The sequence below is a fragment of the Acetobacter sp. P1H12_c genome, assembly GCF_018811975.1.
GTDB classification, from domain to species: Bacteria; Pseudomonadota; Alphaproteobacteria; order Acetobacterales; family Acetobacteraceae; genus Acetobacter; species Acetobacter persici.
Window position 1 is genome coordinate 19,322 of the sequence record NZ_JACRVR010000025.1, and the last position, 25,647, is coordinate 44,968.

General features: G+C 59.5%; 22 protein-coding genes and 1 tRNA gene. 15 read left to right on the plus strand and 8 right to left on the minus strand.

Annotation, left to right across the window (positions count from 1 at the left end; translation table 11 throughout):
* Window positions 1–146 precede the first annotated feature (146 nt).
* Genes KP699_RS11720 through KP699_RS11730 form a run of 3 tightly spaced genes read left to right on the plus strand, consistent with a single transcriptional unit; the run spans window position 147 to window position 2,321 of the window.
* The gene (locus KP699_RS11720) at window positions 147–710 is read left to right on the plus strand and encodes a Fur family transcriptional regulator (protein ID WP_212354821.1); all 564 of its coding nucleotides are present in this window, start codon (window positions 147–149) and stop codon (window positions 708–710) included.
* Complete coding sequence (locus KP699_RS11725) at window positions 644–1,276, plus strand: hypothetical protein (RefSeq protein ID WP_215762746.1); 633 nt, start codon at window positions 644–646, stop codon at window positions 1,274–1,276. The genes KP699_RS11720 and KP699_RS11725 overlap by 67 nt, the downstream gene beginning before the upstream one ends.
* 10 nt (window positions 1,277–1,286) lie before the next feature.
* Window positions 1,287–2,321: an asparaginase gene (locus KP699_RS11730; RefSeq protein WP_215762747.1), complete on the plus strand. Its 1,035-nt coding sequence runs from the start codon at window positions 1,287–1,289 to the stop codon at window positions 2,319–2,321.
* Window positions 2,322–2,771: 450 nt separating this feature from the next.
* Here KP699_RS11730 and KP699_RS11735 read toward each other — a convergent pair whose 3' ends face one another.
* Window positions 2,772–3,491, minus strand: a complete 720-nt coding sequence (locus tag KP699_RS11735; RefSeq protein ID WP_215762748.1) for a histone — start codon at window positions 3,489–3,491, stop codon at window positions 2,772–2,774.
* Window positions 3,492–3,815: 324 nt separating this feature from the next.
* Between KP699_RS11735 and mtnA the strand changes: the two genes are divergently transcribed.
* The 5 genes from mtnA to KP699_RS11760 all read left to right on the plus strand — a co-directional run bounded on the left by mtnA (window position 3,816) and on the right by KP699_RS11760 (window position 8,496).
* A complete protein-coding gene (gene mtnA / locus KP699_RS11740) occupies window positions 3,816–4,910 on the plus strand; it encodes an S-methyl-5-thioribose-1-phosphate isomerase (protein ID WP_215762749.1) in 1,095 nt (364 codons plus the stop codon).
* A 230-nt stretch (window positions 4,911–5,140) separates the two neighbouring features.
* Window positions 5,141–5,647, plus strand: a complete 507-nt coding sequence (gene ybaK, locus KP699_RS11745; protein WP_215762750.1) for a Cys-tRNA(Pro) deacylase — start codon at window positions 5,141–5,143, stop codon at window positions 5,645–5,647.
* A gap of 173 nt (window positions 5,648–5,820) precedes the next feature.
* Window positions 5,821–6,741 carry a DUF2272 domain-containing protein gene (locus tag KP699_RS11750; RefSeq protein WP_025825650.1) on the plus strand — a complete coding sequence of 307 codons (921 nt, stop codon included), beginning with the start codon at window positions 5,821–5,823 and terminating at the stop codon, window positions 6,739–6,741.
* Window positions 6,742–6,841: 100 nt separating this feature from the next.
* The gene (locus KP699_RS11755; protein ID WP_215762751.1) at window positions 6,842–7,882 is read left to right on the plus strand and encodes a cysteine synthase A; all 1,041 of its coding nucleotides are present in this window, start codon (window positions 6,842–6,844) and stop codon (window positions 7,880–7,882) included.
* A gap of 23 nt (window positions 7,883–7,905) precedes the next feature.
* Window positions 7,906–8,496 carry a DUF3574 domain-containing protein gene (locus KP699_RS11760; RefSeq protein ID WP_215762752.1) on the plus strand — a complete coding sequence of 197 codons (591 nt, stop codon included), beginning with the start codon at window positions 7,906–7,908 and terminating at the stop codon, window positions 8,494–8,496.
* Window positions 8,497–8,657: 161 nt separating this feature from the next.
* Here KP699_RS11760 and guaA read toward each other — a convergent pair whose 3' ends face one another.
* The gene (gene guaA / locus KP699_RS11765; RefSeq protein ID WP_215762753.1) at window positions 8,658–10,259 is read right to left on the minus strand and encodes a glutamine-hydrolyzing GMP synthase; all 1,602 of its coding nucleotides are present in this window, start codon (window positions 10,257–10,259) and stop codon (window positions 8,658–8,660) included.
* A 249-nt stretch (window positions 10,260–10,508) separates the two neighbouring features.
* Between guaA and KP699_RS11770 the strand changes: the two genes are divergently transcribed.
* Together KP699_RS11770 and KP699_RS11775 are read left to right on the plus strand one after the other, a co-directional pair.
* Window positions 10,509–11,000, plus strand: a complete 492-nt coding sequence (locus KP699_RS11770) for a hypothetical protein (protein WP_252347011.1) — start codon at window positions 10,509–10,511, stop codon at window positions 10,998–11,000.
* Window positions 11,001–11,070: 70 nt separating this feature from the next.
* A tRNA-Arg gene (locus KP699_RS11775) sits at window positions 11,071–11,147 on the plus strand.
* A 234-nt stretch (window positions 11,148–11,381) separates the two neighbouring features.
* Here KP699_RS11775 and KP699_RS11780 read toward each other — a convergent pair.
* The gene (locus KP699_RS11780) at window positions 11,382–12,356 is read right to left on the minus strand and encodes a glycosyltransferase family 2 protein (RefSeq protein ID WP_215762754.1); all 975 of its coding nucleotides are present in this window, start codon (window positions 12,354–12,356) and stop codon (window positions 11,382–11,384) included.
* A gap of 99 nt (window positions 12,357–12,455) precedes the next feature.
* On the opposite strand from KP699_RS11780, the gene KP699_RS11785 reads away from it, so the two are divergent.
* Complete coding sequence (locus tag KP699_RS11785) at window positions 12,456–12,869, plus strand: Ivy family c-type lysozyme inhibitor (protein WP_215762755.1); 414 nt, start codon at window positions 12,456–12,458, stop codon at window positions 12,867–12,869.
* A gap of 113 nt (window positions 12,870–12,982) precedes the next feature.
* Here the strand turns inward: KP699_RS11785 and KP699_RS11790 are convergent, their stop codons facing one another.
* Window positions 12,983–14,323, minus strand: a complete 1,341-nt coding sequence (locus KP699_RS11790; protein ID WP_215762756.1) for a lytic transglycosylase domain-containing protein — start codon at window positions 14,321–14,323, stop codon at window positions 12,983–12,985.
* Window positions 14,324–14,638: 315 nt separating this feature from the next.
* On the opposite strand from KP699_RS11790, the gene KP699_RS11795 reads away from it, so the two are divergent.
* Complete coding sequence (locus tag KP699_RS11795; RefSeq protein ID WP_077931003.1) at window positions 14,639–16,237, plus strand: L-lactate permease; 1,599 nt, start codon at window positions 14,639–14,641, stop codon at window positions 16,235–16,237.
* 695 nt (window positions 16,238–16,932) lie between these two features.
* Here KP699_RS11795 and KP699_RS11800 read toward each other — a convergent pair.
* The 4 genes from KP699_RS11800 to KP699_RS11815 form a co-directional block, all read right to left on the minus strand.
* Window positions 16,933–20,079 (minus strand): TonB-dependent receptor domain-containing protein, encoded by a 3,147-nt coding sequence (locus KP699_RS11800; RefSeq protein WP_212375076.1) that lies wholly within the window; start codon window positions 20,077–20,079, stop codon window positions 16,933–16,935.
* 390 nt (window positions 20,080–20,469) lie between these two features.
* Entirely contained in the window at window positions 20,470–20,772 is a 303-nt protein-coding gene (locus tag KP699_RS11805; RefSeq protein ID WP_077931001.1) for a putative quinol monooxygenase, read from the minus strand.
* Between the two features lie 80 nt (window positions 20,773–20,852).
* The gene (locus KP699_RS11810; protein WP_215762757.1) at window positions 20,853–21,782 is read right to left on the minus strand and encodes a YgcG family protein; all 930 of its coding nucleotides are present in this window, start codon (window positions 21,780–21,782) and stop codon (window positions 20,853–20,855) included.
* 44 nt (window positions 21,783–21,826) lie between these two features.
* Entirely contained in the window at window positions 21,827–22,420 is a 594-nt protein-coding gene (locus KP699_RS11815; RefSeq protein ID WP_215762758.1) for a LemA family protein, read from the minus strand.
* 195 nt (window positions 22,421–22,615) lie between these two features.
* Here KP699_RS11815 and rfaD point away from each other — a divergent pair, with 195 nt between their 5' ends.
* From rfaD to KP699_RS11830, 3 genes are all read left to right on the plus strand, one after another.
* Window positions 22,616–23,596, plus strand: coding sequence for an ADP-glyceromanno-heptose 6-epimerase (gene rfaD / locus KP699_RS11820; protein ID WP_215762759.1), 981 nt, complete (start codon window positions 22,616–22,618; stop codon window positions 23,594–23,596).
* 87 nt (window positions 23,597–23,683) lie between these two features.
* The gene (lgt, locus tag KP699_RS11825; RefSeq protein WP_215762760.1) at window positions 23,684–24,532 is read left to right on the plus strand and encodes a prolipoprotein diacylglyceryl transferase; all 849 of its coding nucleotides are present in this window, start codon (window positions 23,684–23,686) and stop codon (window positions 24,530–24,532) included.
* 13 nt (window positions 24,533–24,545) lie between these two features.
* The gene (locus KP699_RS11830; RefSeq protein WP_215762761.1) at window positions 24,546–25,628 is read left to right on the plus strand and encodes a class I SAM-dependent methyltransferase; all 1,083 of its coding nucleotides are present in this window, start codon (window positions 24,546–24,548) and stop codon (window positions 25,626–25,628) included.
* The last annotated feature ends 19 nt before the right edge of the window (window positions 25,629–25,647 follow it).

Consider the following 25,647-nt stretch of genomic DNA (forward strand, 5'->3'; position numbering starts at 1 on the left):
GTGATATTATAACATGACGCGTTTGACCAGAACCTGAAGAGCTGGTCTGTTTTGCGTTCACTCTCCGGCACGCGTAAGATAGCGCTTCTCCTCAGGCCGGACTGGGGATACACCGTGATTTCTGCCGCGCAGACTGTATGGACCGCATGACCCCGACAGCGTTTTCCCCCGCCACAACAGCCCAGCTTGACCGCGCCGATGCCCTCTGCACCCGGCAGGGCGCGCGCATGACGCAGCAGCGCCGGGAAATTCTTGGCCTGATTCTGGACGCACAGACGCCGGTTGGCGCGTATGACCTTCTGGAAAAAATCAAAACACCGGACCGCCGCCCTGCCCCGCCAACGGTCTATCGCGCGCTGGATTTTCTGCTGGACCACGGGCTGATCCACCGGATTGAGCGGCTGTCCGCCTTTGTGCCCTGCACGCACCTGCTACGTGACCCCCATACGCACAACCCGGACCACTGCCACGACCATGATCACGAGACATGCCTGCATACGGCACAGTTTCTGATCTGCAAGTCCTGCAAGGGTGTGACAGAAATTGCGGACTCCAGCGTGCTGAACACACTGCGCGGTATCTGCCGGGAGCAGAATTTTGTCATGCAGGGGGCCTCTATTGAAGTGGTGGGCCTGTGTGCGGAGTGCGCCGCCAAAGCACGCCCGACCCGCAAGACCGCACAGAAACAGGCCTCGCCCTCTTCTCCATGACCAGAAAGCCGGGCCGCCCACCTGCGCAGTCTGACCTGCTGGGTGCGCCACCCGGACATGAGACTGTGGCGGCAGACCGCAAGACGAAGGCCCGCCGCACCACACGGGCTGCGCGGCCCCGTCCCGAGGGCGTGAAAAAACCGGAACCCCCTTTGCAGGCCGACCTGTTTACCAGCCCGCTACCGCCACGCCCGCGCCCACCCCGCACACGGTTTGACGCGGAAGAACTGCGTCTTTCCGTGGTCCCGGCCTCAGGTTTTTCCGCGCAGGCAGCCCCGGATAGCTGGCTGTATCTGGTGACGGACTCAGAGGATGCCAGCCAGCTTCTGGATAACGGGCTGCCCCTGCGCAAAATCCACCCGCCTTTACTGACGGAACGCGGCGGCGTAGCCCACTGGCTGATGAAAATGACGGAAGACCCGCCGGGACTTTTCGCCACAACGCCCGTGGTGCTACGTGTGCGCCGCGCCATGGTGGCCGGGTGGCTGGAACCAGACCCGGACCACAGCGCCGAATTTTCCGCTCCGTGTTATTTGCTGAGCGGAAGCAGACAGGAACAGGACTGAGCAGAGTATCATGACAGCACACACGCAAAGCGACACGCTTCTGGCTGAGGTGACACGCGGAGGCCGGGTAGAATCCCGCCATTACGGCGCGGCGGTTGTCATGGATGCCTCGGGAAAAACCGTGTTTGCCACGGGCGATGTGGAGACACCCATCTATCCCCGTTCAACAGTCAAAGCGCTGCTGGCTCTGCCATTGCTGACGGAAGGGGCTGCGGACAAATACGCCCTGCCGCCGGAGGCTCTGGCTCTGGCCTGTGCCTCGCATCAGGGGGAGCCTGCGCATGTTGCCGTCGCTGCCGAGATGCTGGCCCGTACCGGCTGGGATTACGGCGTGCTGGAATGTGGTACACACTGGCCGCTGGATGCCCGCGCCACCCGCGCGCTGGCCGCCGCGGGGCAGGAAGCCTGTGCGCTGCATAACTGCTGCTCTGGCAAACATGCGGGCTTTATCTGCCTTGCCTGCGCCACCGGGCAGGACCCGGCCCATTACAGCCGCCCCGAACACCCCATTATGCAGACCATGGCCCGCACCCTGACGGATGTGACCGGCGTGCCCCACACCGACGCCAACCGGGGCACAGATGGCTGCGCCATTCCCACATGGGCCATTCCGCTTTCCGCCCTTGCTCTGGGCTTTGCCCGTTTTGCCACGGGCACCGGGCTGAGTGCGGACCGCGCCGCTGCCGCCGCCCGTCTGCGGGACGCCATGACCGCCGCGCCCTTCATGATTGCGGGCACAGACCAGTTTGATACGCTCGTTATGCAGGATCTGGCCCCGCGTGTGCTGACCAAAATGGGCGCGGAAGGTGTGATGATTGCCGCCCTGCCGGAAAAAGGTCTGGGTATTGCCATCAAATGTCGGGATGGCGGGGTGCGGGCGGCAGAAGTGGCCGCCGCAGCCCTGATTGCCCGCTTTGGGGGAGAAGACGCTCCCGTTCTGAACCACTTCATGCGGCGTCCGCTGAAAAACTGGAACGGGACTGTGGTGGGGGAACTCCGTGCAGCGCGTGAGCTGGCCGGAGACAGGCTGCCAGAGGGTCTTTAAAACCGGCGGTGGCTTCCTCTCCGGTTAAGACTCTCGCTCAGAAAGGCTGAGAGAAAAAGCGCCCTGAGCGCACGCAAACATGCCGGGCACAGGAAGACCTGCTTGCTGTGCCCGATAGCCTGATACCGGACACAATCTGCTTCCATGTCTGTCCGCAATATCTCTCCGCAATCGGCCGACCACGCGGCCAGCCGGAACACGAAAAAATTCAGTTTTCGGGAATCCTCACAGCGGAGGCAGGATAATCGTTAAGTTCGTGGACTCTCGTGATAACGAAAACAGAACAAAACGAAAACACACAACAGAAAACTCTGTGTCATTTTAAACAAAAATCAGAAGATTTTCCGGGGAAGGAGTGTGCTTGAAAAGCCATCTGTCCGCTGGTGTGCAGCGTATGGCGGTAAAATATGACGGGTCTGGCCCCGTATATGGGGGCCAGACCAGAAAAACTTATTTCTTGCTGCGCGGGGTTTTGGAAGCCTTACGGCCCCGCGTTGCAGCCGGTTTGGCTGTCGCTTCAGCCGCTTCGGCAGCCAGACGGTCATAACGCTTCTGGCGGCGGGTATCCTGCACAATACGCAGTTTTTCAACAGCGGAAAGGCGCACCTTCTTTTCTGCCGGAGCCGCTTTAGCGCGCGGTGTGCGGGTTTTGGGCGCAGCCGGAGCTTTGGTTGCCGCAGCAGTTTTTGTAACGGTCTGCTTCGGGGCTGCAGCCTTACGGGTAGCCTTGACCGGCTTTGCGGCCTCAACAACCGCAGCAGCAGCCGGACGACGGCCACGACGAGCGGGAGCCGGAGCGTCCACAGCGGCTTCCGCAACTTTGCGGCGGGGAGCGCGGGTTGCCGGTTTGGCGTCCACAACAGCAGCGGCTGCCGTCTTGCGCGGGGCACGGGTTGCGGGCTTGGCAGCAGCTTTTGTGGTAGTTGCTTTTTTCTTCGGCGCGGCTTCAGCTTTTGCAGCCTTGGGCGCACGGGCCGGCTTAACAGCTTCCGTCACCTTTGCAGCGGCGACTTTGCGCGGCTTGCGGGCAGGGGCCTTCGGCGCAATTTCTTCTTCAACGGCCGCAATTTTTGCGGGGGTCTTACGCGTCCGGCGCGGGGCAGCAGGGGCTGCGGCGGCGGCAGATACGGTGGTCTTAGCCGTGGCGCGGCGTTTTTTGGTTTCGCTCATTCAAAACTCCACTTTCACACCCGCCTGAAAAACTTCAAGATCTACAAACGGGATTATAGAATTGCGTCTTTTATCTCTTTCAGGAAAGGCTCCTGAAAGGCGCCCCGATGACCTGAAACTCACGTCATTCATAACAAAAGCCACAGAAAATGCAAAAAATACTTTAGAACCGAAAAGAATAACCCACGTTTTACAGATCAGCCCCCGGCCCCGCATAGCCCTGCTCCGACCATGCCATCACACTTATGGCAGGCGGGAGTGGTGGTCTGGTGAACTCTCCGGTATTATCAGCGCATATCCCCAATCCTGACAGGAACAGGTCTCATGAAGATTAACGGCACGCCGTATCGCAGCGTCTGGGTAAATGAAAAAGACGGCTGGTCCATCCATATTTTTGACCAGACGCGCCTCCCCTTCTCCCTTGATATCCTGCGTCTGACCACGCAGCAGGAGGTTGCCCATGCCATCAGCACCATGCAGGTGCGCGGCGCCCCGCTGATTGGCGCTGTAGCTGCCTACGGGCTGGCGCTGGCCCTGCGGCAGGATGCCAGCGATGCCGCCATGGAAGACAATGCTGCCATGCTGGCCGCAACACGCCCCACAGCCGTAAATCTGCGCTGGGCGATTGACCGTATGCTGAACCACCTGCGCCCTACTGCCCCGCAGGAGCGCGTTGCCGCAGCCTACGCGGAAGCAGGCCGCATCTGTGATGAAGATGCCGCCCAGAACGAAGCTATTGGCCGCCACGGACTGGCACTGATCCGTGAACTTGCAAAAAACCGCCCCGCAGGCGCGCAGATTAACCTGCTGACACATTGCAACGCAGGCTGGATTGCCACGGTAGACTGGGGCACGGCACTCGCCCCCATCTACATGGCGCATGATGAAGGGCTGAATGTGCATGTGTGGGTTGATGAAACCCGCCCACGGAATCAGGGGGCTGCCCTGACAGCATGGGAGCTGGGCAGCCATGGCGTGCCGCATACCGTGATTGCGGATAATGCGGGGGGCCACCTGATGCAGCACGGTCAGGTTGATCTGGTGATTGTGGGCACAGACCGCGTGACCCGCACAGGAGATGTTGCAAACAAGATCGGCACCTATCTGAAGGCGCTGGCCGCACAGGACAATAACGTGCCGTTCTGGGTGGCCCTGCCCTCCACCACCATTGACTGGACTGTGGCCAATGGCGTGACGGAAATCCCTATTGAAGAACGTGCAGCGTCCGAGATTACCCACGTGGCCGGCCGGGGGGAAAACGGAGTGCAGACCCGTGTGCAGATTACGCCCGATGGCAGCCCGGCGGCCAACCCGGCCTTTGATGTCACGCCTGCGCGGCTTGTGACCGGGCTGATTACGGAACGTGGCTGCTGCCCGGCAACGGAGGCGGGCCTGCGCACGCTCTTCCCTGAACAATAATAGCCCGTAATGGCTTTTCAGGAGGGCAGGCGCACTCTGGTGCCCTCCTGCCCTTCTGGCGTACACAGCACACCTTATCCGCAGCACCGGCTTTGGCAGGCCGGGGCTGCATTTTTTTGTGCATACCCCTATGCGCGGCCCTTTTCTTGACGCTCTCCGGCCCGCGCCTGATAAACGCTATACGACGCAATACAGTCCGCGCCATGATGCCATTCTGAAAGGGCAAGAGCATGTCTGAGACGATAGAAACCCCGACAACCCACTTTCTGGCAGCCCATGGCATTGCCTACACCATGCATGATTACGACTACGTCTCGGACCCCGGAAAGATCGGCCTGCATGCCGCAGCCGGGATCGGGATTGATAATGAAAAAGTCTTCAAGACCCTGATGGTCGAGATTGATAAAAAGCAGGTAGTGTGTGCGGTTATTCCCGTGCATCAGAAAATGAACCTGAAAAAGGTTGCCGCCCTGTTTGGCGGTAAAAACGCCCGTATGCTGGGGGCGGAGAAAGCCGAGGCGCTGACGGGCTTTCAGGTGGGCGGGATCAGCCCCTTTGGCTCACGCACGCAGGTGCCGGTGGTGTTTGAACAGAGCGTCTTGAAGCTGGACCTTATGTATATTAACGGCGGTGGCCGTGGCCTTGTTGTCGGGCTGGCCCCGGCGGATGCCCTCCGGTGCGTCAACGGCCAGACGGCAGACCTGACAGTAGACCTGACAGCAGACCCTGCGGCCTGAACCCCGGAGACAGGTGAGGCGTGACGCCACACACGCGGCAAAAAGGAGACAGGGATGCGGTGAAAACAGCGTCTCCCTCTTTTCCGCCGCCCCGGGGCAGCTTATGCAGAACAGGTGAGCTCTTGACGGCAAGGGCTCCTGACACTCCGGGCATGCCGGAGGGATTTGTCTGGATGGAGACGAGATTGTCACGCAAGCTCTCTGTTGCCCTGCTGGCCCCGTTATGTCTGGCAGCCTGCGCCGCTCAGCCCGCACAGGTGCCGGGGGCCAGCCCCACGCCTGCCACCACCGCAGGTGCTGGCACCGGAGGCTACGGGTACGGCTATTCCGGCCATGTGCCGGACTTTGCAACCCGGAATTATGAACCCTTCAACCGGCAGGATGTTGTGGCCATTGCCATGCGCGAATGGCGTCTGTTTGGCAGCCCGGTGAATGATGATGACCCGGAATTACGGCCCGAACCCCAGATTGCCTCCGTCAAACCCGAACGCGCGCCCGGCCTGTGGCAGCGGGTGGGGGAATACTGGTGGATCGGGATGGACCCGGACGTGACGGAATCCACCTTTACCGGCAAACACGATGCCAGCGGCCGCCTGACCAATTTTGTGCATGATGGCGACTATGCGTGGTCCGCCGCCTTTATTTCCTACGTGATGCGCGTGGCGGGAGCCAATAACCGCTTCCCGTATTCTCCCAACCATTCCACTTATATTAATGCCGCGGCCTCCGGGCAGTCTTCCGTCCTGCGGGCGCAGGACCCGGCAACCTATGTGCCCAAGCAGGGCGACCTGATTTGCGTGGGCCGTGGCCGCGCCAAGACATCCGTGCATTTCTCCAGCCTGCCGACGTCCTATGGCTTCCCGGCCCACTGCGGGTATGTGGTGGCCACCAACCAGAACGGGCAGCCCTTTGGCCGCCAGCTCAGCATTATCGGCGGCAATATCGATGATGCCGTAGCGCTGACGCATGTGCCGACGGACGCCACCGGCCACATCTCTGCCCCCAGCGGCGAGAGCTATGACTCGCGTTACCCTTGGTGCGCCATTCTGGAAGTGCTGTTTGATGCGGAAGAAGAGCCGGACGCCGGGCGATAAACAGCCCGTACTTGTTATCCGGCTCTGAATACGACAGACTTCCTCCGATCTGATGCGCGCAGATGCGAGCCTGTTGAACGAAGCGAGAAAGTGCAACCAGATGACTGAGAGCGCAAACCCCTCTGCCCGCCCCGGCTGGCACACTCTTTCCCATGATATGCCGGGGGCAGTGGGCGGCACGCCGCTTATCCGCCTGCGCAAGGCATCTGAAGCCACCGGCTGCGAGATTTACGGCAAAGCGGAGTTCATGAACCCCGGTGGCTCCGTAAAAGACCGCGCAGCGCTTGCCATTATTGAAGACGCGGAACGCCGGGGCGTGCTGAAACCCGGCGGGACACTGGTGGAAGGCACGGCAGGCAATACCGGCATCGGGCTGACACTGGTGGCCAATGCGCGCGGCTATAAGTGCATTATCGTGATGCCGGAGACGCAGAGTCAGGAGAAAATCGGCTTTTTACGCATGATTGGCGCGGACCTGCGGCTGGTGCCTGCCAAACCATACCGGGATGAAGGCAATTACGTGCATGTCTCCCGCCGTCTGGCGGAAGAAGGCGGGTATGTATGGGCCAACCAGTTTGACAACCTTGCCAACCGGGAAGGCCACCGCAGCACCACTGCACCGGAAATCTGGCAGCAGATGGACGGCAAGATTGATGCCTTTACCTGTGCCTGTGGCACGGGTGGCACGCTGGCAGGCACGGCCATGGGCCTGCATGACGCCGCCAGCAAGGCGGGTGTTAAAGCCCCCCGCATTGTGCTGGCCGACCCGGAAGGCTCCGGCCTGTATGGCTGGGTGAAGGATAATGATCTGTCCGTCTCCGGCTCCTCCATTACCGAGGGCATTGGCCAGTCCCGCGTGACGGGTAACCTTGAAGGCGCACCGATTGATGATGCCGAGCGGATTCCGGACCCGGAAGCGCTGGACATTATCTACAGTCTGCTGATTGATGAAGGTCTGTCTGTTGGCGGGTCTTCCGGCATTAACGTCGCTTCCGCCATCCGCACAGCCCGGAAACTCGGACCGGGGCACCGCATTGTGACGATCCTGTGTGACGGCGGCGCGCGGTATGAGTCCAAACTGTTTAACCCCACCTTCCTGCGGGGCAAAAACCTGCCGGTTGCCCCCTGGCTGGATCAGTAACCGGAAAACAAGAGGTCGTCGCCATGCCGGTCCGCTCTCCCCTGCTTCCTTCACGCAGCCTCCACCGGTGGGGTGCGCTGGCCGGAATGGCCGTTCTTCTCAGCGGATGCGGGAGTGCCCTTGTGGCGCCGGGCGCGGAGAGCATTGTCGGCACATCCAGCGTCCATGCTCCGGCGGCAACAGGTACGCCGCCAGCCACTCCGGCGCTGGAGACGGGCTCCACCATTGCAGCCCCCTCTGCCAGCCAGAATGCGCTACAGGGGCATACGCTCTGCGCATCCTTGCAGAGCCATGCGATGCTGAACATTACGCTGCTCTTTGGGCAGACGCGCCCGCATGGAAAGGCAATTTCTGCCTCTGAGTGGCGGGATTTTGTGAAAAACACCCTCACACCCGCCTTCCCCGCGGGGCTTTCCGTGCTGTCCGCACAGGGCCAGTGGCAGAACCCGGCAACCGGCCAGACAACGCAGGAACCCGCCCGACTGGTGATGATCCTGACCGAACCGACACAGGACGTTGCCACCCGGCTGCAAACCATCCGCAGCCGCTATAAGGAACAGTTCCAGCAACAGTCTGTAGGCGTCGTGGTGACTCCGGCCTGCGTGGGGTTCTGAGCACTTTCTAAGGCTGATCGCCTGCTCAGACAGCAGAACAGACCAGTTTTTTCTGCCTGAAAACGACAAAAACTGCCCCCGGAGACCTCCTGAAAAGATGACCCCGGGCGGCAGTTTTTGCGTTACTCAGCGTCTGACCCGTTATGCAACGGGTGGGAGGGTTACTCCCACTCAATCGTGCCCGGCGGTTTGGAGGTGATGTCATACGTCACGCGGTTGATGCCGCGGACTTCATTGACGATGCGGCCTGCCACGCGGTTGAGGAAGCCCATGTCAAACGGGTAGACATCCGCCGTCATGCCATCAGTGCTGGTCACGGCGCGCAGGGCGCAGGCCTGATCATACGTGCGGCCATCCCCCATTACGCCCACGGTGCGGACCGGAAGCAGGACGGCAAAAGCCTGCCAGATGGCATCATACAGGCCAGCGGCACGGATTTCTTCCAGATAGACGCTGTCTACCTTGCGCAGCAGGTCCAGCTTTTCCTGCGTGATGTTGCCGGGAATACGGATAGCCAGCCCCGGTCCGGGGAAGGGGTGCCGCCCGACGATAACTTCCGGAATATCCAGCTCACGCCCCAGATCGCGCACTTCATCCTTGAACAGTTCACGCAGCGGTTCGACAAGCTGCATGTTCATGCGTTCCGGCAGACCGCCGACATTGTGGTGCGATTTGATGGTGACAGACGGGCCGCCGGTAAAGCTCACGCTCTCAATCACGTCCGGATACAGCGTGCCCTGTGCGAGGAACTGCGCGCCGCCCAGCTTGGTGGCTTCTTCCTCAAACACTTCCACAAACAGGCGGCCGATGGTTTTGCGTTTGATTTCCGGGTCTGTCACGCCGTCCAGCTCACGCAGGAACAACTCGGACGCATCCCGGTGCACAAGGCGGATGTTGAAGCGGCCACGGAAGGTTTCAATCACCTCCTCAGCCTCCCCCGCGCGCATCATGCCGTGATCAACGAAGATGCAGGTGAGCTGATCACCAATTGCTTCATGGATCAGCACGGCCGCCACGGAGGAATCGACCCCGCCGGACAGACCGCAGATCACCTTGCCGGTGCCGACCTGTTCCCGGATGCGGGCAATTTCCATGTCCCGGAAGCCCGCCATGGTCCATGTGCCGGAGCAGCCCGCCACATTATGCGTAAAGTTGCGCAGCAGCGCGGCCCCGTGCGGTGTGTGCACCACTTCCGGGTGGAACTGCACGCCATACAGGCGGCGGCCTTCATCCGCGATAACGGCAAACGGTGCGCCTTCGCTTACAGCCACAATCCGGAAGCCGGGGGGCAGTTCCGTCACGCGGTCCCCGTGGCTCATCCAAACCTGCTCACGGTTGCCACGGGCCCATGCGCCGCGGAACAGCGCGCAATCTTCCACAATATCAACAAAGGCACGGCCAAACTCGCGGTGGTCGGAGCTTTCAACCCGGCCGCCAAGCTGGAGGCACATGGCCTGCTGGCCGTAGCAGATGCCCAGAACCGGCACAGCCAGCTCAAACACCACTTCCGGCACGCGGGGAGAATCCGGGTTTGTCACGCTGGCGGGGCCGCCGGAGAGAATAATGCCGCGCGGCGCGAAGGCGCGGATGCGCTCTTCCGTGGCGGTAAACGGCCAGATTTCACAATAGACACCGCTTTCCCGCACGCGGCGGGCAATAAGCTGTGTCACCTGACTGCCAAAATCCAGGATCAGAATACGGTCCTGATGAAGGGACTCGTCCAGTTTGGTGGAGGAAGCGGGGATGGTGGCATCGGCAGGCATGAGCTACTGTCTTTCTGGTCAGCGCCTGAGCGGCTTTCTAAACGACGGACAGCGACCACCGGGCAGAGCGCGGGAAGAGTGCGCCGGAGCGGGGGCGGCTGTATGCTAAAGAGCGCATATAAAACGGTGCAGCGCGGACGTCACCCTATAATAAGACTCTCCGCAGGATCATTTCATAAAGACAGGCTGCCGGAGCGCCCTCTGAACGGGGCAGGCAGCCCCGGATTTCTCTCTGACAGGAGCGTGTTCATGAATCCTTTCTCTCTTCTGCCCGGCAAGCGCGTGCGCCACTTTGTCCGTCCGTCTGTGGGCCAGTCAGCGTTCGGGTCTGCGCGCGCCCTGCCGCTGGCAGGTGTTGCCGTGCTGGCCCTGCTGTGCGGTGCGGCTGGCCCGGCTGCGGATGACCCGTATGGGGAATGGATCGGCACGCTGGTGGCCGAGAAAGGGCATAACTGCCCGGTCCACACCGTCTCGCTCATGCAGATCCAGCCCAAACACATCACGTTCACGCCCGAAATGGGGGCGCTGGTGCTGCGCGGCGTGCCGGACAAGAAGACGCAGCATTATCATGCGCAGCTCATTTTACAGGATTCTCACCACCAGCAGCTCCCTATGGTGTTTGAAGCGCATCCGGTGGGCGATACATTTGAAGGCGTTTACGGCACGCCGGAATGCCGGGCGCATGTCACGCTGAAGCGCCCCGAAGGCCGGGCCTGGAAGAACTTTATGGGGAATGATTAAAAAAAATCGCCCGGTGTGAATTTTGGGGGTTGCCACCCCCCGCGCCCTCGGCTAAACACCGCGTCAAGGCGCACCCGTAGCTCAACTGGATAGAGCACCAGACTACGAATCTGGGGGTTAGGAGTTCGAGTCTCTTCGGGTGCACCACTTTCCTTTTTAAATTGTGATGCCGCTAAGATCCAGATTTTGTTCTGGAAATAAAGCGCGGGCTCTGGCCTTTACGGCTTGTGCCGAATGCAGACGATCTGGAAATCTTCTTTTTAAAGTCTGTGAGCCTGCATCCTGTTTTGCGGCTTAAGGCTTCTCTCGCTCCAGACTTCCGATCGCGGCATCCCTGGCAAAAAGCAGCCTTCTCCCGCTCTTCCCAAAATTTCTGAAAACTTAACGGCTCTCCGGGGCCTGCTCCTGCCCGGTCGTCAGGCAAAGAGCCAGATGCTGTGCGAGTATTCTGCGTAAAGCCTCCTGACCACCCTGCTGATACTGCTCATACTGCACACGCCAGTGCTGGCCCATTTCCGGTGGCAAATGGCTTGCCCGCAAAGCGTCCATGCCATTCAGCAGCTTTCTCTCAATCTGCGGCATGGAACGGTACGGAAAATGCAGCATACAAAACCCCACATCCATCATCAGCCGGGTATGGCCCTCCACCAGATCAGGCTGCTCGACAAAATGGTTGCCCTGCCCTGTTGTCAGACCAAAACCGGTCCGGAAGGCCACCTTTGTCACCTCCTCCCGCATTGCGGGCCAGACTACACACTCTGTTTCCGCCAGAGAGCCTCCAAAAGACGTAAGCCGATAAGGCCGTGTGCTGGTGACCAGTGCGGCCTGCGCCCAGTGGAACATCAGCAGCCGCGCCTCCGGGTCCGTCACCATGCGCGTAAAATCTTCCGCAGCATTCTGGCCCCGATGGCAGCAGGTGATAAATTCATCGGCATCAACAAAAAATATCCAGTCTGGCGGGTTGGCATCATGCCGCAGGTAGGTTTCTGCAAACTGGTGCAGGGCCTGCATTTTTGCCGCCTGATAATAGGGCTTCTGATAATCCTGCGCGTAAAAAATATCCGCCTGAGGAGCATCTTTTCGGAAATGCGCGATGACCTGATCAGTGCCATCCGTGCTGTTATTATCGAGAATAAAAAACCGCCGGAACCCCAGCCGATAATGGTGCCGTAAATTCAGCCCCAGACAATCAGCCTCATCTTTCACCAGCATCAGTAAAGCCGCATGCCGGAGCGCTGGAATGGTGACGTCAGAACGCACCTGCCAGTCCGGCCCCTGCCGCAATGTATCAAACGCGGTATGGGCACGCTGGTTCAGACTGTTAAGGACTGTGACCAGTCCCGCATAAGTGTTCATCAGATTTTCCATATCCGCGTTTTATACTCTGTGTTTGAGTGTAACCGGTTTATAGTCATGGCGTCACCGTCTTACAGCGTTTTGACAGGAGCAATAAGAATGAAGAAACTTCCCTTTATGATGCTGGCTTTTTGCCTTGCAACACCCGCCTTTGCCCAGAGCACACAGACCTCAGCCGATCTGGCAAAAACTGCTCACTATCGCCATGCTTATCAGAGCATGACAACGCTACCGGAGTGGGTGACGCGCGCTGCCGCCACCTCGTCTCCTGCGGAAACGCTTAAGCAGAACGGCAAGACATATCTGGTCGGGCATTTGTGCAAACCGCATGATTGTGCAGACAATCAACTGGATGTTGTATTTTCTGACAAGGACAAGGCGACATGGGGGTTACTCTCCCGCCGCTACGGCAAAACACTCTACCAGATGCCGCTAGGCGAGCCCGACGCAGACACTCTGGCTGCCCTGACCGCCTCCTATAACAAAAACAACCCGGACGATCAGGTAAAGTAAGATTTTCTAATACCGTATCCGGGGGCGATGAAAAGGCATTTCAACGCTCCCGGATACCGGGAAATTCTGAAAACTGTTTTTTAAGAAAATTAGCTTTCTAAAATCTTTTCTGCTCAGCTATTGCGCACCGGAAAGCACGGCATGGACCGGGCACGCAGAATCTGACAGACACCGGATGCCTGCGCACCGCCACTGGCAATAAGTTGTGCGCGATACATGGCCTTTCCAGACACAGAGACCGGCTGCACTGTGGGAGTTGCCTGCATGGAGCGCGACGCCAGAACACGGTTAACACGTTCCGCCGCGTGGCGTGCTTCCGCATAGGACGCAAATGCGCCGACCTGCACCGTTCCCCCTTTTCCGTTAGGCGACGGCGTCTGCAAAGGGCGCGTTACGACTGCGGAAGACAGCACCGGTGGGCGGCTGGCTCCAGCGGCGGTCGAATAGGAGGCGGGCAGCCTCAACATATGGTCCGAAGAGGATGCTGTCGTCGTATAAACTGCATTTTGCACGCGCGCAGGCGGCAGACTGCTGCTCTGCGTGAAGGACGGCGACGCGTTGCGTCCCCTCATGGCTGGCTGGATGTCAGACGATAACGCTGCCGTCTGGACAGGAGCCGGCGGCGCAGGCTCCGCCGGCTGGGGCGTTTCCACCTGCGCGACCGCAACGGGGGCCGGGTCAGGTGCTTCGGGCACAGGGTCAGGGTGCGGGGTATCCCGGTCCATCAGGCAGGGGGCTGAGGGATCATACGCGGCATCGGGGTCTCTCAGGCAGCCATCCGCCGTGCGGGAGAGGTCAGCTTTGGCATAATAGGCATCGGAAGACGCGACCTGCGTTATACTCTGCACCGGAACCGGCGCCCATTTACCCCGCACGGCCACACCGCCGCCCAGATGCGGTGTGATGGCCGCGACATAGTTCACCGTTTCATCCGGCAGATGGCGGCCATTATTCAGGTAATCATCCACCCGGTCCGGCCCGGCATTATAGGCTGCCAGAAAGCCCGGCGCGCCGTAGCGGTCATACATCAGGCGGATATAGGCGGCCCCGGCCTGAATATTGTCTTTCGGGTTATAAGGGTCCTCCCCCAGACCGTACTGGCTCTGCATATCCGCGTAGGTGGCGGGCATAAGCTGCATCAGCCCCATGGCTCCGGCTCCGGAGGTTGTCAGCCCGCCATTGAGATATTGTTTGCCGCCGGATTCCTGCTGCATGACGGCTCTGATCCACGTTTCCGGGATCGCGAAACGCCGGGCCGCCTGACGGATATAAGGCCCCCACGGGTCTTCCGCCGGGCCGGGAGCCCGATAGGCCGGATGCGCGGTCTGGACGGTGCCCATGTCATAAATAGCGTCCGGGTCATAGGCGGCATTCGGGTCATACACAGCGTGGTAGGAGCGGGCCTGCGCAGGCAGAAGCCCACCGGCCCCGAGCCCGAAGGCTGTAGCCAGCATCCACACTACACGTCTGGATGGTCGATTCCGCACACTCTGCCTCATACCTTGCGCGCCCGGACCATGGGGCCTCTGGCCGCGCCTGTGGATTGCCTGCTCCGCCGGAAAACCGTCTGCGGCCACTAAAACATCAGGAATAGTGATAAGGTTACTATTATGTCATTTTAATGAAAACGGCTCTTCTCAGCCTTCCGTCACATCTTCCGGCGGCTGAGCAGCCGCCTACACTCAAACGTGAGTCCGCATCTGGCAGCCTTGCGCGTTACGCATAGGACCATCCCACTCTGGGAATTAATCCTGTCTAAAGAGACGATCATGTTTATTCAGCCTCTCGTGCCCGCAGGTCACTCTCTGGTTCTTTCCTTTATCCTTGCTGCCGCCCCCATTCTCACGACACTGGTTCTGATGGGTGTGCTGCGCAGGCCGGCGTGGCAGGCCACGCTGGGGGGACTGACTGTCGGGGTGATTATGGCTCTTACTGTCTGGGGGCTGCCAGCGTCACTGGCCGTCGCCAGTATCAGCAACGGGGTCATTTTTTCTTTCCTGCCGGTTATGTGGATTGCGCTTACGGCGCTGTTCCTTTTCAACATTGCCAAGGAAAGCGGGAGGTTTGATGCCTTCCGGCAATGGATCATCACGCATCTGCCCAATGACCGCCGCATTATGCTTGTGGTGCTGGGCTTCTGCTTCAGCGCAGCGCTGGAAGGGGTGGCAGGGTTTGGAACGCCTGTCGCCATTACCAGCGCCCTGCTGATCATGCTCGGCTTTCCCGCGCTGGAAGCCCTGACCTATGTACTGATTTTCAATTCCGCTCCGGTGGCCTTCGGCGGACTGGGGATCCCTATTACCGTGCTTGCCTCCATCACCGGCCTGCCCGCTGATACACTGGGCGCGACCATTGGCCACCAGATTGCGCCGTTTGCGTTCTTCATCCCGTTTTATGTGATGGTGCTGTATGCGGGCTGGTCCACCCTGCGGCAGATCTGGCCGGTGCTGGTGGTTGCCAGCGGCAGCTTTGCGCTGACACTGGTGGTGACATCAAGCTGGGTGACGTACAGCCTGACCAACGTGCTCTCCTCCTGCGTTTCTCTTCTGGCGACCATTGTCTTCCTGAAACTCTGGCAGCCCACGCCTGACCCGGCGCATGCGATTGACGCCGCCATTCTGCAACAGGCTCCGCGCAAAGAGGGCGACTGGAACGGCCCGCACTGGCAGGGCTGGATTCCGTGGATCACGGTTGTTCTGGTTGTTGTAGTGTGGGATGCGCTGCACATTGCCAAAATTGGCGCCATGCCCATCAAATGGCCGGGGCTGGACCATCAGGTCTTTATCTCCCTGTATCAGAAACCCTATGCGGCAGTCTGGAACTTTGAGCCGCTGGGCACTGGCACAGCCATCCTGCTCTCTGCATTGCTGACAGCCCTGTTCACCCGCCTTGCCCCGCGTAAAATCTGGGCAGCGCTGGTCACGACCGCACGGCAGGGCTGGCTGGCCGTCGTCACAGTAGCGCTGACGATTGGTCTGGCGTTTCTGATGAACTATTCCGGCATGACGTACACACTGGGCTACGCCGTGGCGTCCACCGGGGTCCTGTTCCCGTTTGTATCCGTGTTCCTTGGCTGGATTGCCGTGTTCCTGACCGGCAGCGACACCTCCGGCAACGCCCTGTTCGGCAACCTTCAGGTGGCGGCGGCGCATCAGCTTTCTCTGGACCCTGTGGTGTTTGCCTCCGCCAACTCTTCCGGCGGTGTAATGGGGAAAATGATCTCCCCGCAGAACATCACCACCGGGGTGGCCGTGACCTCCCTCAAAGGGCAGGAAGGCGTTGTGCTGGCCCGCACATTTAAACACAGCCTGTTCCTGACCATCTGCCTTGGCATCATGGTGGCGGTGCAGCAGTTTGTGATGCGGTAATCTGCTTCTTCATCGTCCGGGGTCTCACCGCCTGATACCCCGGAAAGGCTATAAAAAAGCCAGTGGGAAGACATCTCTTTCCTCTGGCTTTTTTGCTGACCATCACACAGATCATCAAACACTGTGAGAGGTCGAGAAAGGACTACCTGCCACAGGGGCGTCTCTCTGTCGGGTGCAGGCCGTATCCTGACTGAACCTGACGATAACTTTCCTGTGCAGTAAATACTCTTTAGCAAACGCCTCGATAGCTCCAGCCACCACACAGCAGCTTCCTATCCTGCACAGTCGCAGTGCAAAGCTAGTGGTGAAGGAGTTGGCAGAGCGTGCTGCTTCACTCCTTCATTCCGGCCGCGTGGGGCGTGAATAACTGATTGTCTTGCTCTTGGCAGGACGATCGGCACGATCATTTTTACGCAAAAGAATTACGCAAAAAGAGAAAGACACTCTCCTGACAAACACCTGTAAGCAGGGTGCGCTCAGGGTCTTTTCGTTTGACGCAGGACGCAAAGGGGATGTTTGCACAGAGCAGCCTCGCGACAGGCAGGGTGTGCATTAAAAAACATCCTGAATGGTCCATAAAAAAACCAGAGGAAAGATGGCTCTTTCCTCTGGCAACTTTGCGACCCCGCAGGTCTGCGCTGATGGAGAGATTACCGGATACTGTTTACGGCATCCGGAAACTCTCTTTTCTTGTCTTACAGAGTGACGTTTACGCCAAACTGGAAGGAGCGCATGATGGCACCTTTTTCAGCCCATGAAGAGTTATAAAGATAGGAGCCATACGTCCCGTAATCGGCAGGGGCACGGAAGCCCAGCAGGTTATACACTGTGGTGTAAACGCGCCATCTGTCGTTGATACGGTACGTCACGTTCAGGTCCACATCCCACCAGTTTTTAATGTGGCACTGGTTGCTCGGGGCATAGGCGCTGCCAACCAGAAGGTTAGCGCTATCAGCGCAGCTCCGGGTACCAACACCGTTGGTGTCTTCTGCCACGTTCTTGTACCCGCTGGTGTAGTAAACCGTCGGCGTAACAGAGAGGTTTTTCCAGATAAAGGTGTTGGACCAGTTGGCGCGCCAGCGCGGCGTGCCGGAAGCCGAAACCGCGTTATACGGTGCCAGAGTACCAGCCCAGTGCTGCACCTGACCATCAGGCATAGTAAGGTTAAAGGAGCGAACATACGTAGCCTGCCCCGTGCTGATCAGGCGAACATCCCGCAGGAAGCCCGGAAGACGCACATTGGCATTTACCTTCATATCCACACCATCTGTTACCAGACTGCGGGTGTTCAGATAGGCCAGATTAACCATGTAAGGGCGGACCTGCCCTGTGGGGTTCTGGGTATCGATCACGTCAGGCGTGACGCTGGTGCCTGCTGGAACAGCGGCATCCCCGCCGCTCAGCCACGCATTGGCGATAGCCGTAGCGCCAAGCGGGTTCGGTGCAATGTAGTTGCTCTTTTTGATGTAGTAATATCCAAATGTGAAGTTCAGCCAGTCTGTGGGGCGGATAACAGCAGCCCCCGTAAAGTTGGTTGAAATTTCCGGCTTCAGGTTCGGGTTACCAGCCGTATTCTGCCCAAGGCTGTAAGCCTGTGCATAGCTGTTTGCCGTGCCGTTTGCGTTCAGATGCTGGTTGATGAAGTTCTGGTTGGTCACGTTGTAGGTTGTGTAAGCAACATTCATCCCGTTGGTTTCAGCAAAGCTGGGCACACGGAAGCCACGGGAGAACGTGCCACGCAGCGTCAGCTGGCGTACCGGCGTGAAGGACAGGCCCGCTTTAGGAGAATAACGGCCAAACCCGCTCCCCTGTGCGTAATGGTCATACCGGCCGGAAATATCGGCCTGTACCATTTTGTGGAACGGCAGACCCAGTTCCCAGTACCCGGCTTCAACCCAGCGGCTGCCAGCAGCGTTAAACGGGTTGATATACCCGACATACTGTGCGTCCGGGTTATTGCGGTCATAGGGGTTGGCGCTCGGGTCGTTCAGAGCTTCGTACCGGATATTCCCGCCAATTGCGAGATTTGCCATACCGCCGGGCAGGCGGAACAGCCCTTTGGACACATGCATGTCACCCGAATATTCCTGAGAACGGGCATTCATGACGTTTTTCGGCGCAATGGAATTCAGAACTTCCTGACTGTTCTGCGTCGGGTCAAGGAAGTTATAGGTTCCGTTGATAATGGCGTTTTTGATACCGGCAATTGTTGGCGCACCCGTGATGGTCTGCTGCAACATGGTGTTCATGCCGGTAAAGTTGACGTCATAATTCCAGTCTGAGCCCCAGTGAGAAGCCGCCGTGCCGTTATAGCGCACAGCACCACGGAAGTTCTGGCTGAACTGCTGTGTTGTCGGAAGCAGATCACCAAATGTGTAATAAACCTGTTCTGGCACACCCAACGTATTATTCGGGTTGGGAGAACCATCAGGCAGAGTAACCGGGATGGGAGTGCTCAGCGTATCCGCATTGCGGGACTGTGAGCGTGCACGCGCGGCATAAGATGTGCCTGTATATTCAGACAGCGCCTGAGAATACATGAACATTGATGTCAGCTGAGACCGGGGCGTGACATCCACTGTCAGATGCGCCGTGGCGCTGATACGGCGCAGAGACGGCGAAATCTGGCCGTAATCATTCTCAGAATTCTGAGAGCAGGCCTGACTGGTGCCGGCAGCCCCCGCAACGGCCCCCGTCACAACAGACCCGTATTTTCCGCACCCGGCGGACTGATTGGCAAGCTGCCAGGCGCCGACACCACTCGTCCCACCATTACTGGGGCGGACAAGCGCCACAGGCGTGGGTCCAAAGTTATTGATGTTGCCTGCGCCATCAGAAACGTTTGTGATGCCGTTAATCCCGCCAATTCCGGAAAGGTCTGACGTATTATAGGGATATCCAAGCTGACGGTTATAGATGGCGTCATCCTGCTGATATTCAGAGTTGACGTAGAAGTTATACCCATCGCGGTGCAGATCACCCACGCCGTAGGTGGCGTACAGCTTCTGGTGGCCACCAAAACCGCCCTGTGCCAGACCACCTTCCGCGTTGCCTTCAAACCCTTTGATTTCTTTACGGGTGTTGTAATTGATAACGCCTGCGACCGCGTCAGCACCGTAAAGAGATGATCCGGCGTCTTCCATGGTATCAACAGATTCCATGATGGAAGACGGCATCCAGTTGGTATCAACAAAGTTGCGTTCACCGTCATCAGACAACGGATAGTAAGACAGACGCATGCCGTCCATCAGCACCAGTGTTGAATCGGTTGAAAGGCCACGCAGAGACGGAGCAGACGCACCGCCAGCAAACGCGCCATTTGCAGAGAAGGCGTTTGAGAGGGTCCCGGCGCCGTTGGACGAGAGGGACTGCAAAGCGTCCGTCACGTTGGCAAAGCCGCGGCGCTGCATATCCTGACGCGAAATATGCGTAATGGGCGACATGCTTTTAAGGTTGGGGTCTTTAAAAAGTGACCCGAGAACCGTAACGCTTTCCGGCTTGCCCGCTTCCGTCGCAGACGTGTTGGCCTGAGCCAGAGCGGCGCGGGCGGTTTTGGTCTGGGATGCACTCAGAGGTACCGCGCCTGTAGCCGCAGGCGCAGAGACCGGTGCTGCAACGGGAGCGGATGTTTTAACAGCCTTGGTCCGGGCTGCTGTTTTTTTAGCTGCCTTGGCATGAGACGGAGTGACCTGTGCCGTAGCAGAGGCACCCTGCGCCGCCTGAGCCAGAACGGGAAAACCCGCGGCGAGAACAGGCACAACATAGAGCAGTGAAAAAGACAGGGAAGCACGGTCTTTTTTAGAAAAACCTCGTTTTACAAGCTTGCGATGTCCGTGCGCCATCAAATCTGATCCCAACATGGAGAAGCGTGAAACATTTTTTATAAAAGTCGTAATACTTTTAAAATCGTTTTTGCCCCGAAACCGAAAGCCCCAAAATAGAACTGTGCAATATTTTGCATCTGAAATGATACATTTCTGACACACTTCGCCTCTTCCACGTCATACGTGAAACGAAAGCTATGCATTTTTATCATACCAAACCTGCTTTTATCAGATATCGTATACGCTTTAAGGGTTGCGTTCCCCCCGAATCGGATATGCGTTTCGCACAGGGCGCAAACAGGCAGGCAGGCAGGCAGGCAGGCAGGCAGGCAGGCAGGCAGGCACAAAAAAACCGGGAGAGCCGTAAGGCCATCCCGGTTTTTGAAGCGGTCAGAACTTGGTGGAGTGTCAGAGCGCGGTCAGCGGCTTCAGCACATGCACGGCGGGAGGCGCTTCCAGAAGGCCCTGCACGCTGGCGATCAGCGTTTTGAAGTGCGGGGTTTCCATATGGTCATTCAGGCCCTGACGGCTGGTCCAGCGCTCCACAAACACAAATGTCTGCGGATCATCCTGATCCTGCTGCGGCACGTAGGACAGGTTGCTCTCTTCCGTCAGCGTCGGGGCGATACAGGCCTTCATGGCGTCCGCCACCTGCTGCTCCGCACCCGGTTTGGCTTTCAGAAAAGCAACGACGGTAATTTCTTCACTCATGGGTTTCTCCTCCACTCAGGTCGGTCTTAATTTTCAGAGCAGGCTCAGTGTAAGACGATGGGGCTAAAAGTCAGCCCCTTTTACCAGGAACTCTGTGAGCCACCGCCGCCGGAATCTCCACCGCCGCCGCTAAATCCGCCGCCGTTTCCGCCCCCGCCAAAGGAGCCGCCACCGCCTCCACGCCCGCCGCCACGACTTTGCAGAATGGCGGACAGGATATTGAGGCCGAGATTCAGGAAAAAGCTCCATTTAGCACTCCGCTCGGCCTGCACGTCGGGCGGCACATAGCCCCCCGGATACAGGGCTGCGCGGCGGCGCGCACGGCGGATCAGCCAGACAGGCAGGAGGACAAACAGCAGGCCCAGCACGACCAGACCCGTCAGGGCCTCCAGAGCATCGGTCCGGGAATCCGGCTGCTGGCTGGCAGCCGCAGTCCCGCCGATATCGGCCGGGTCAGCATGCGCCAGCACATCCGCCAGAGCGTCTACAATACCATTGACAGCCTGAGCATAATGGCCCGCCTGAAGGTCGGGTTTGGCAGCTTGCAGAATGTCATGCGTTTGCAGGTCAGTCAGCACACCTTCCAGCCCGTACCCGACCTCAATGCGGGACTGACGGTCCGGGATATCCAGCACCACCAGCAGGCCGTTATCCACGCCCTTTTTGCCAATGCCGGTCTTGTGGAAGGCCTCATTGGCATACAGGCTGATATCATCCACATGGCCGGGCAGAGAGACCAGAATCTGCGGATTACCGGGGAGCGTCTGGGAAAGCTGGAACAGTTTGTGGGACAGGGCTGCGTTCTCATCCGCAGAGAGAACGCCTTGCGGGTCCGTCACCCACTGGCGCAGCAGCACACCATTGTCTGCCGGGGCCTCCGCACGCGCATCGGCAAAGACAAACGGGGCAGGCCCCGCCCCGAACAGGACCAGCCCCAGAAGGGCCACCAGCCCGAACAGACGGACACGGGAGGCGCGCCGCAGTCCGCCCCCTTCTGGCCAGCGGAACATGGGATGATCCTGCCGCATGCTGTTATGCCTCAACGCGCTGGTTTTCAGTGTTTGGAGAAATCAACAACCGGCGGGGTCTGAGCTTCCGGCGTGGCCTGATAATAGACGCGCGCATGGTACCCCATGATGCCCGCCACCAGATTACCGGGGAAGTGCATGACCGTTTGGTTATAAGACAGAATAGCCTGCTGCAAACGCTGGCGCGCCACCGTAATGCGGTTCTGGGAGCCTTCAAGCTGCACCATCAGGCGCGTGAAGTCCTGATTGGCCTGCAACTGCGGGGACTGTTCCACAACGGCGTTAATCGCGCTGATTTCCTTGGCGTTGCGGGTCTGGGCTTCCAGAATTTTCTGCTGGAGGGTGGCGTTGTCCACGGTGCGCGGGTCAATCCGGCTCAGCGGCGTTTCACCGGAACGGGCGGAGGCGTAGTCTGTCAGGGTGTCATGCTCATGCGTGGCATAGCCCTTTACGGTGTTGACCAGATTGGGGATCAGGTCAGACTGGCGCTGCACCTCGTTCTGCAACTGGCCTGTCTGCTCCAGCACATTCTGGTCCGCCGCCATGAAGCGGTTATAGCTGGACCCGAAAATGGCCAGAAGGCCAACAATCAGAATCGCTGGGATGAGAAGCTTCTTCATCAGGAAATCCTTGGTAAACGCATCAGAACAGATCCATTCCAGAGGAGCCTATACCCCCTCACGGTTCTGTGTGTTGCTTCTCTTTACGCGAAAACATCCGCCAGATGCGAAATATTTCCTGCACGGTAAAAAGAACAGGGGAAAATCCGTCTCACATCTTGGAGGGAGAGGCCGCGTTCTTTATAATTCCCGCCCATGATTATCATCACCGGTGGCGCCGGTTTCATTGGCTCATGCCTTCAGGCTTCCCTCGCACAGCGGGGCGTGGAAACCGTGGTGGTGGACTGGCTGGGTTCTGGCTTGAAATGGCGGAATCTGGCAGCCCATGCTCCCTCCCGCGTTATCGCACCGGAAGAGCTTGAGGCGTTTCTGGCCACCGGCCCGAAAGTGGACGCCGTGTTCCATATGGGCGCGATCAGCGAGACCACGGCACGGGACGCCGACCTTGTCTGGCGGACCAATGTCGCCCTGACCCAGACTCTATGGGACTGGTGCGCCCGCACGGACACCCGCTTTATCTATGCCTCCTCCGCCGCGACCTATGGCGCCGCCGACAGGCCGGAGCTGTTCTCGGATGATCCGGCGACGCTGGACCGGCTGACCCCGCTCAACCTCTATGGCTGGTCCAAACATACATTTGACCAGCATGTGATGGCCGGGCTGAAGAAGCACGCCCCGCAGCCCCCGCAATGGGCCGGGCTGAAGTTCTTTAACGTCTACGGCCCGAATGAATACCACAAAGGCAAGATGATCTCTGTGGTGAAGGTGAAGTATGATGAGGTGAAAGCGGGCAACCCGGCCCGTCTCTTCCGCTCCGACCGCCCGGACATTGCCGACGGCCAGCAGATGCGGGACTTTATCTGGGTGGGCGACGTGGTGGACGTCATGCTCTGGCTGTATGACACGCCCTCCGTCTCCGGGCTTTTCAACTGCGGCAGCGGCGTTGCCCGGTCCTATCTGGATCTGGCCCATGCGGTGTGTGATGCCGCAGGCTGCCCCCGCCGCGTCGAATTTATTGCCATGCCGGACAGCCTGCGCGGGCAGTATCAGTCCTACACGCAGGCGGACCTCACGCGCCTGCGGGCGGCGGGCTATACAGGCACGTTCACCACGCTGGAAGACGGCATCCGCCAGTATGTGCAAAACTATCTGGCAACGGAGAACCCGTATCTCTGAGTGCGCCTGCTGACCCACTTAATCTGTTGTACGGCCGGGTTTTTCCGCCTGACAGCCCTCTGATCTTTCGCCCCCACAGGACCCTGCATGCTGCCAGTTCTTCTCTTCCCGCAATTTGACCCGGTGCTGGTGCATCTGGGGCCGCTGGCCATCCGGTGGTATGCGCTGTCCTACATTGTGGGCATTGTGCTGGGGGTTTCCCTTCTGCGCAGGCTGGTGCCGCTTGCCCCCCGCGCCGCCACGACGGAACAGGCGGATGATTTTCTCGGCTGGGTGACGCTTGGCGTGCTGCTGGGCGGACGGCTGGGCTATGTGCTGTTTTATCAGCCGGGCTATTACCTGACGCATCCGCTGAGTATCCTGCAGGTCTGGAAAGGCGGCATGTCCTTCCACGGCGGTGCGCTGGGCGTGATTGTGGCCATGGCGCTGTTTGCCTGGCGCAACAAGATCAATTTTCTGGCCTTTGCGGACCGCGTGACGGTGGCTGTGCCCGTCGGGCTGGGGCTGGGGCGTATTGCCAACTTTATCAACGGGGAACTGTGGGGGCGGGAAGCCCCCGCCAGCCTGCCCTGGGCGATGATCTTCCCCAATGCCGGGCCCATTCCCCGCCACCCGTCCGAACTGTATGAAGCACTGACGGAAGGGCTGCTGCTCTTCAGTGTCATGTTTCTTGTCTCCCGCAGGCAGAGCGTGCGGGAACGTCCGGGCTTTCTGGCCGGGCTGTTTCTGGCGGGCTATGCCTGCGCGCGCAGCTTTTGCGAATTTTTCCGGGAACCGGATGCGTTTCTGGGCTTCCTGCCCGGCGGAGTAACCATGGGGCAGGTATTGTGCGTCCCCATGCTGGCCGCCGGTGTGGCGCTGATGCTGCATGCCCGCCGCAGCCCGGCTTATACCGGCCTGCAGGACCCGGCTCCCTCGTCAGACGCCGGGGCCTGAAGAGGCACGCGTCATGCCCACGTACCCGCCCGATCCGCAGTCCTCGCCTGCTCCCTCCGCGCCCCCGGCAGGGGCGGAGCGGCTGGACCATTTTATGGCGCGGGCCAATGCCCGGTATTACGCAACGCATCCTCTGCTGAGTGACTTTATTACCGCGCCGGAAATCTCTCAGGTTTTCGGGGAACTTCTGGGCGCATGGGCCGCAACTGTCTGGGCCAGTATGGGCTGCCCCAGCCGTGTGATCTTTGCCGAAGCCGGGCCGGGGCGCGGCACGCTGATGGCCGACATGCTCCGGCTGATTACCTCCCGCGTGCCCGCCTTTGCACACGCGCTTGAGGTGCATCTGGTTGAAACCTCCCCCCTGATGCGGGAGGCGCAGGCAAAGGCGCTGGCGCCTTTTGCAGCCCGTGTGCCGGGACTAGCGCCAGTCTGGCATACCGGGCTGGACAGTCTGCCGGATGGTCCGCTGATTCTGGTTGCCAATGAATTTCTGGATGCCCTGCCTATCCGCCAGTTTCTGCACACACCCGCAGGCTGGCAGGAACATTACGTGCAGGATGCCACCTTTTGCGGCGTGCCCTGCCCGGCTCCCCAGTTGCCGGATGGCCGCGCGCTGGACCCGGACTGCGTGGTGGAACTGTGTGAACCCGCACTGGACATCGGCCGCCTGCTCGGGCAGCGTTTTGCGCACACGCCGGGCGCTGCCCTCTTTCTGGATTACGGCCACAACTCCAGTCTGACCGGGGATTCTCTGCAAGCCCTGCGCCACGCCCGCCCTGCCAGACCTCTGGACGCGGCAGGAGAGGCCGACCTGACCACCCATGTGGATTTTACCGCTTTTGCTGCCGCTGCCCGGCAGGCGGGAGCGACCATCTGGGGCGCTGTCACACAAGGGGCGTTTTTGCGTGCTTTAGGGCTGATGGAACGCACGGAGCAGCTTGCCGCCCATGCCAGCCCGCAGGACGCGGACGCTCTGCGCAGCGGCGCGGACAGACTGGCCGCACCGGAAAAGATGGGGCATCTTTTCCGGGTCATGGCCCTGACCTCCCCCTTACTCCCCATGCCCCCCGGCTTTATGAAAGGACCGGCTGAATGACATCCGGCCAGACCGCTTC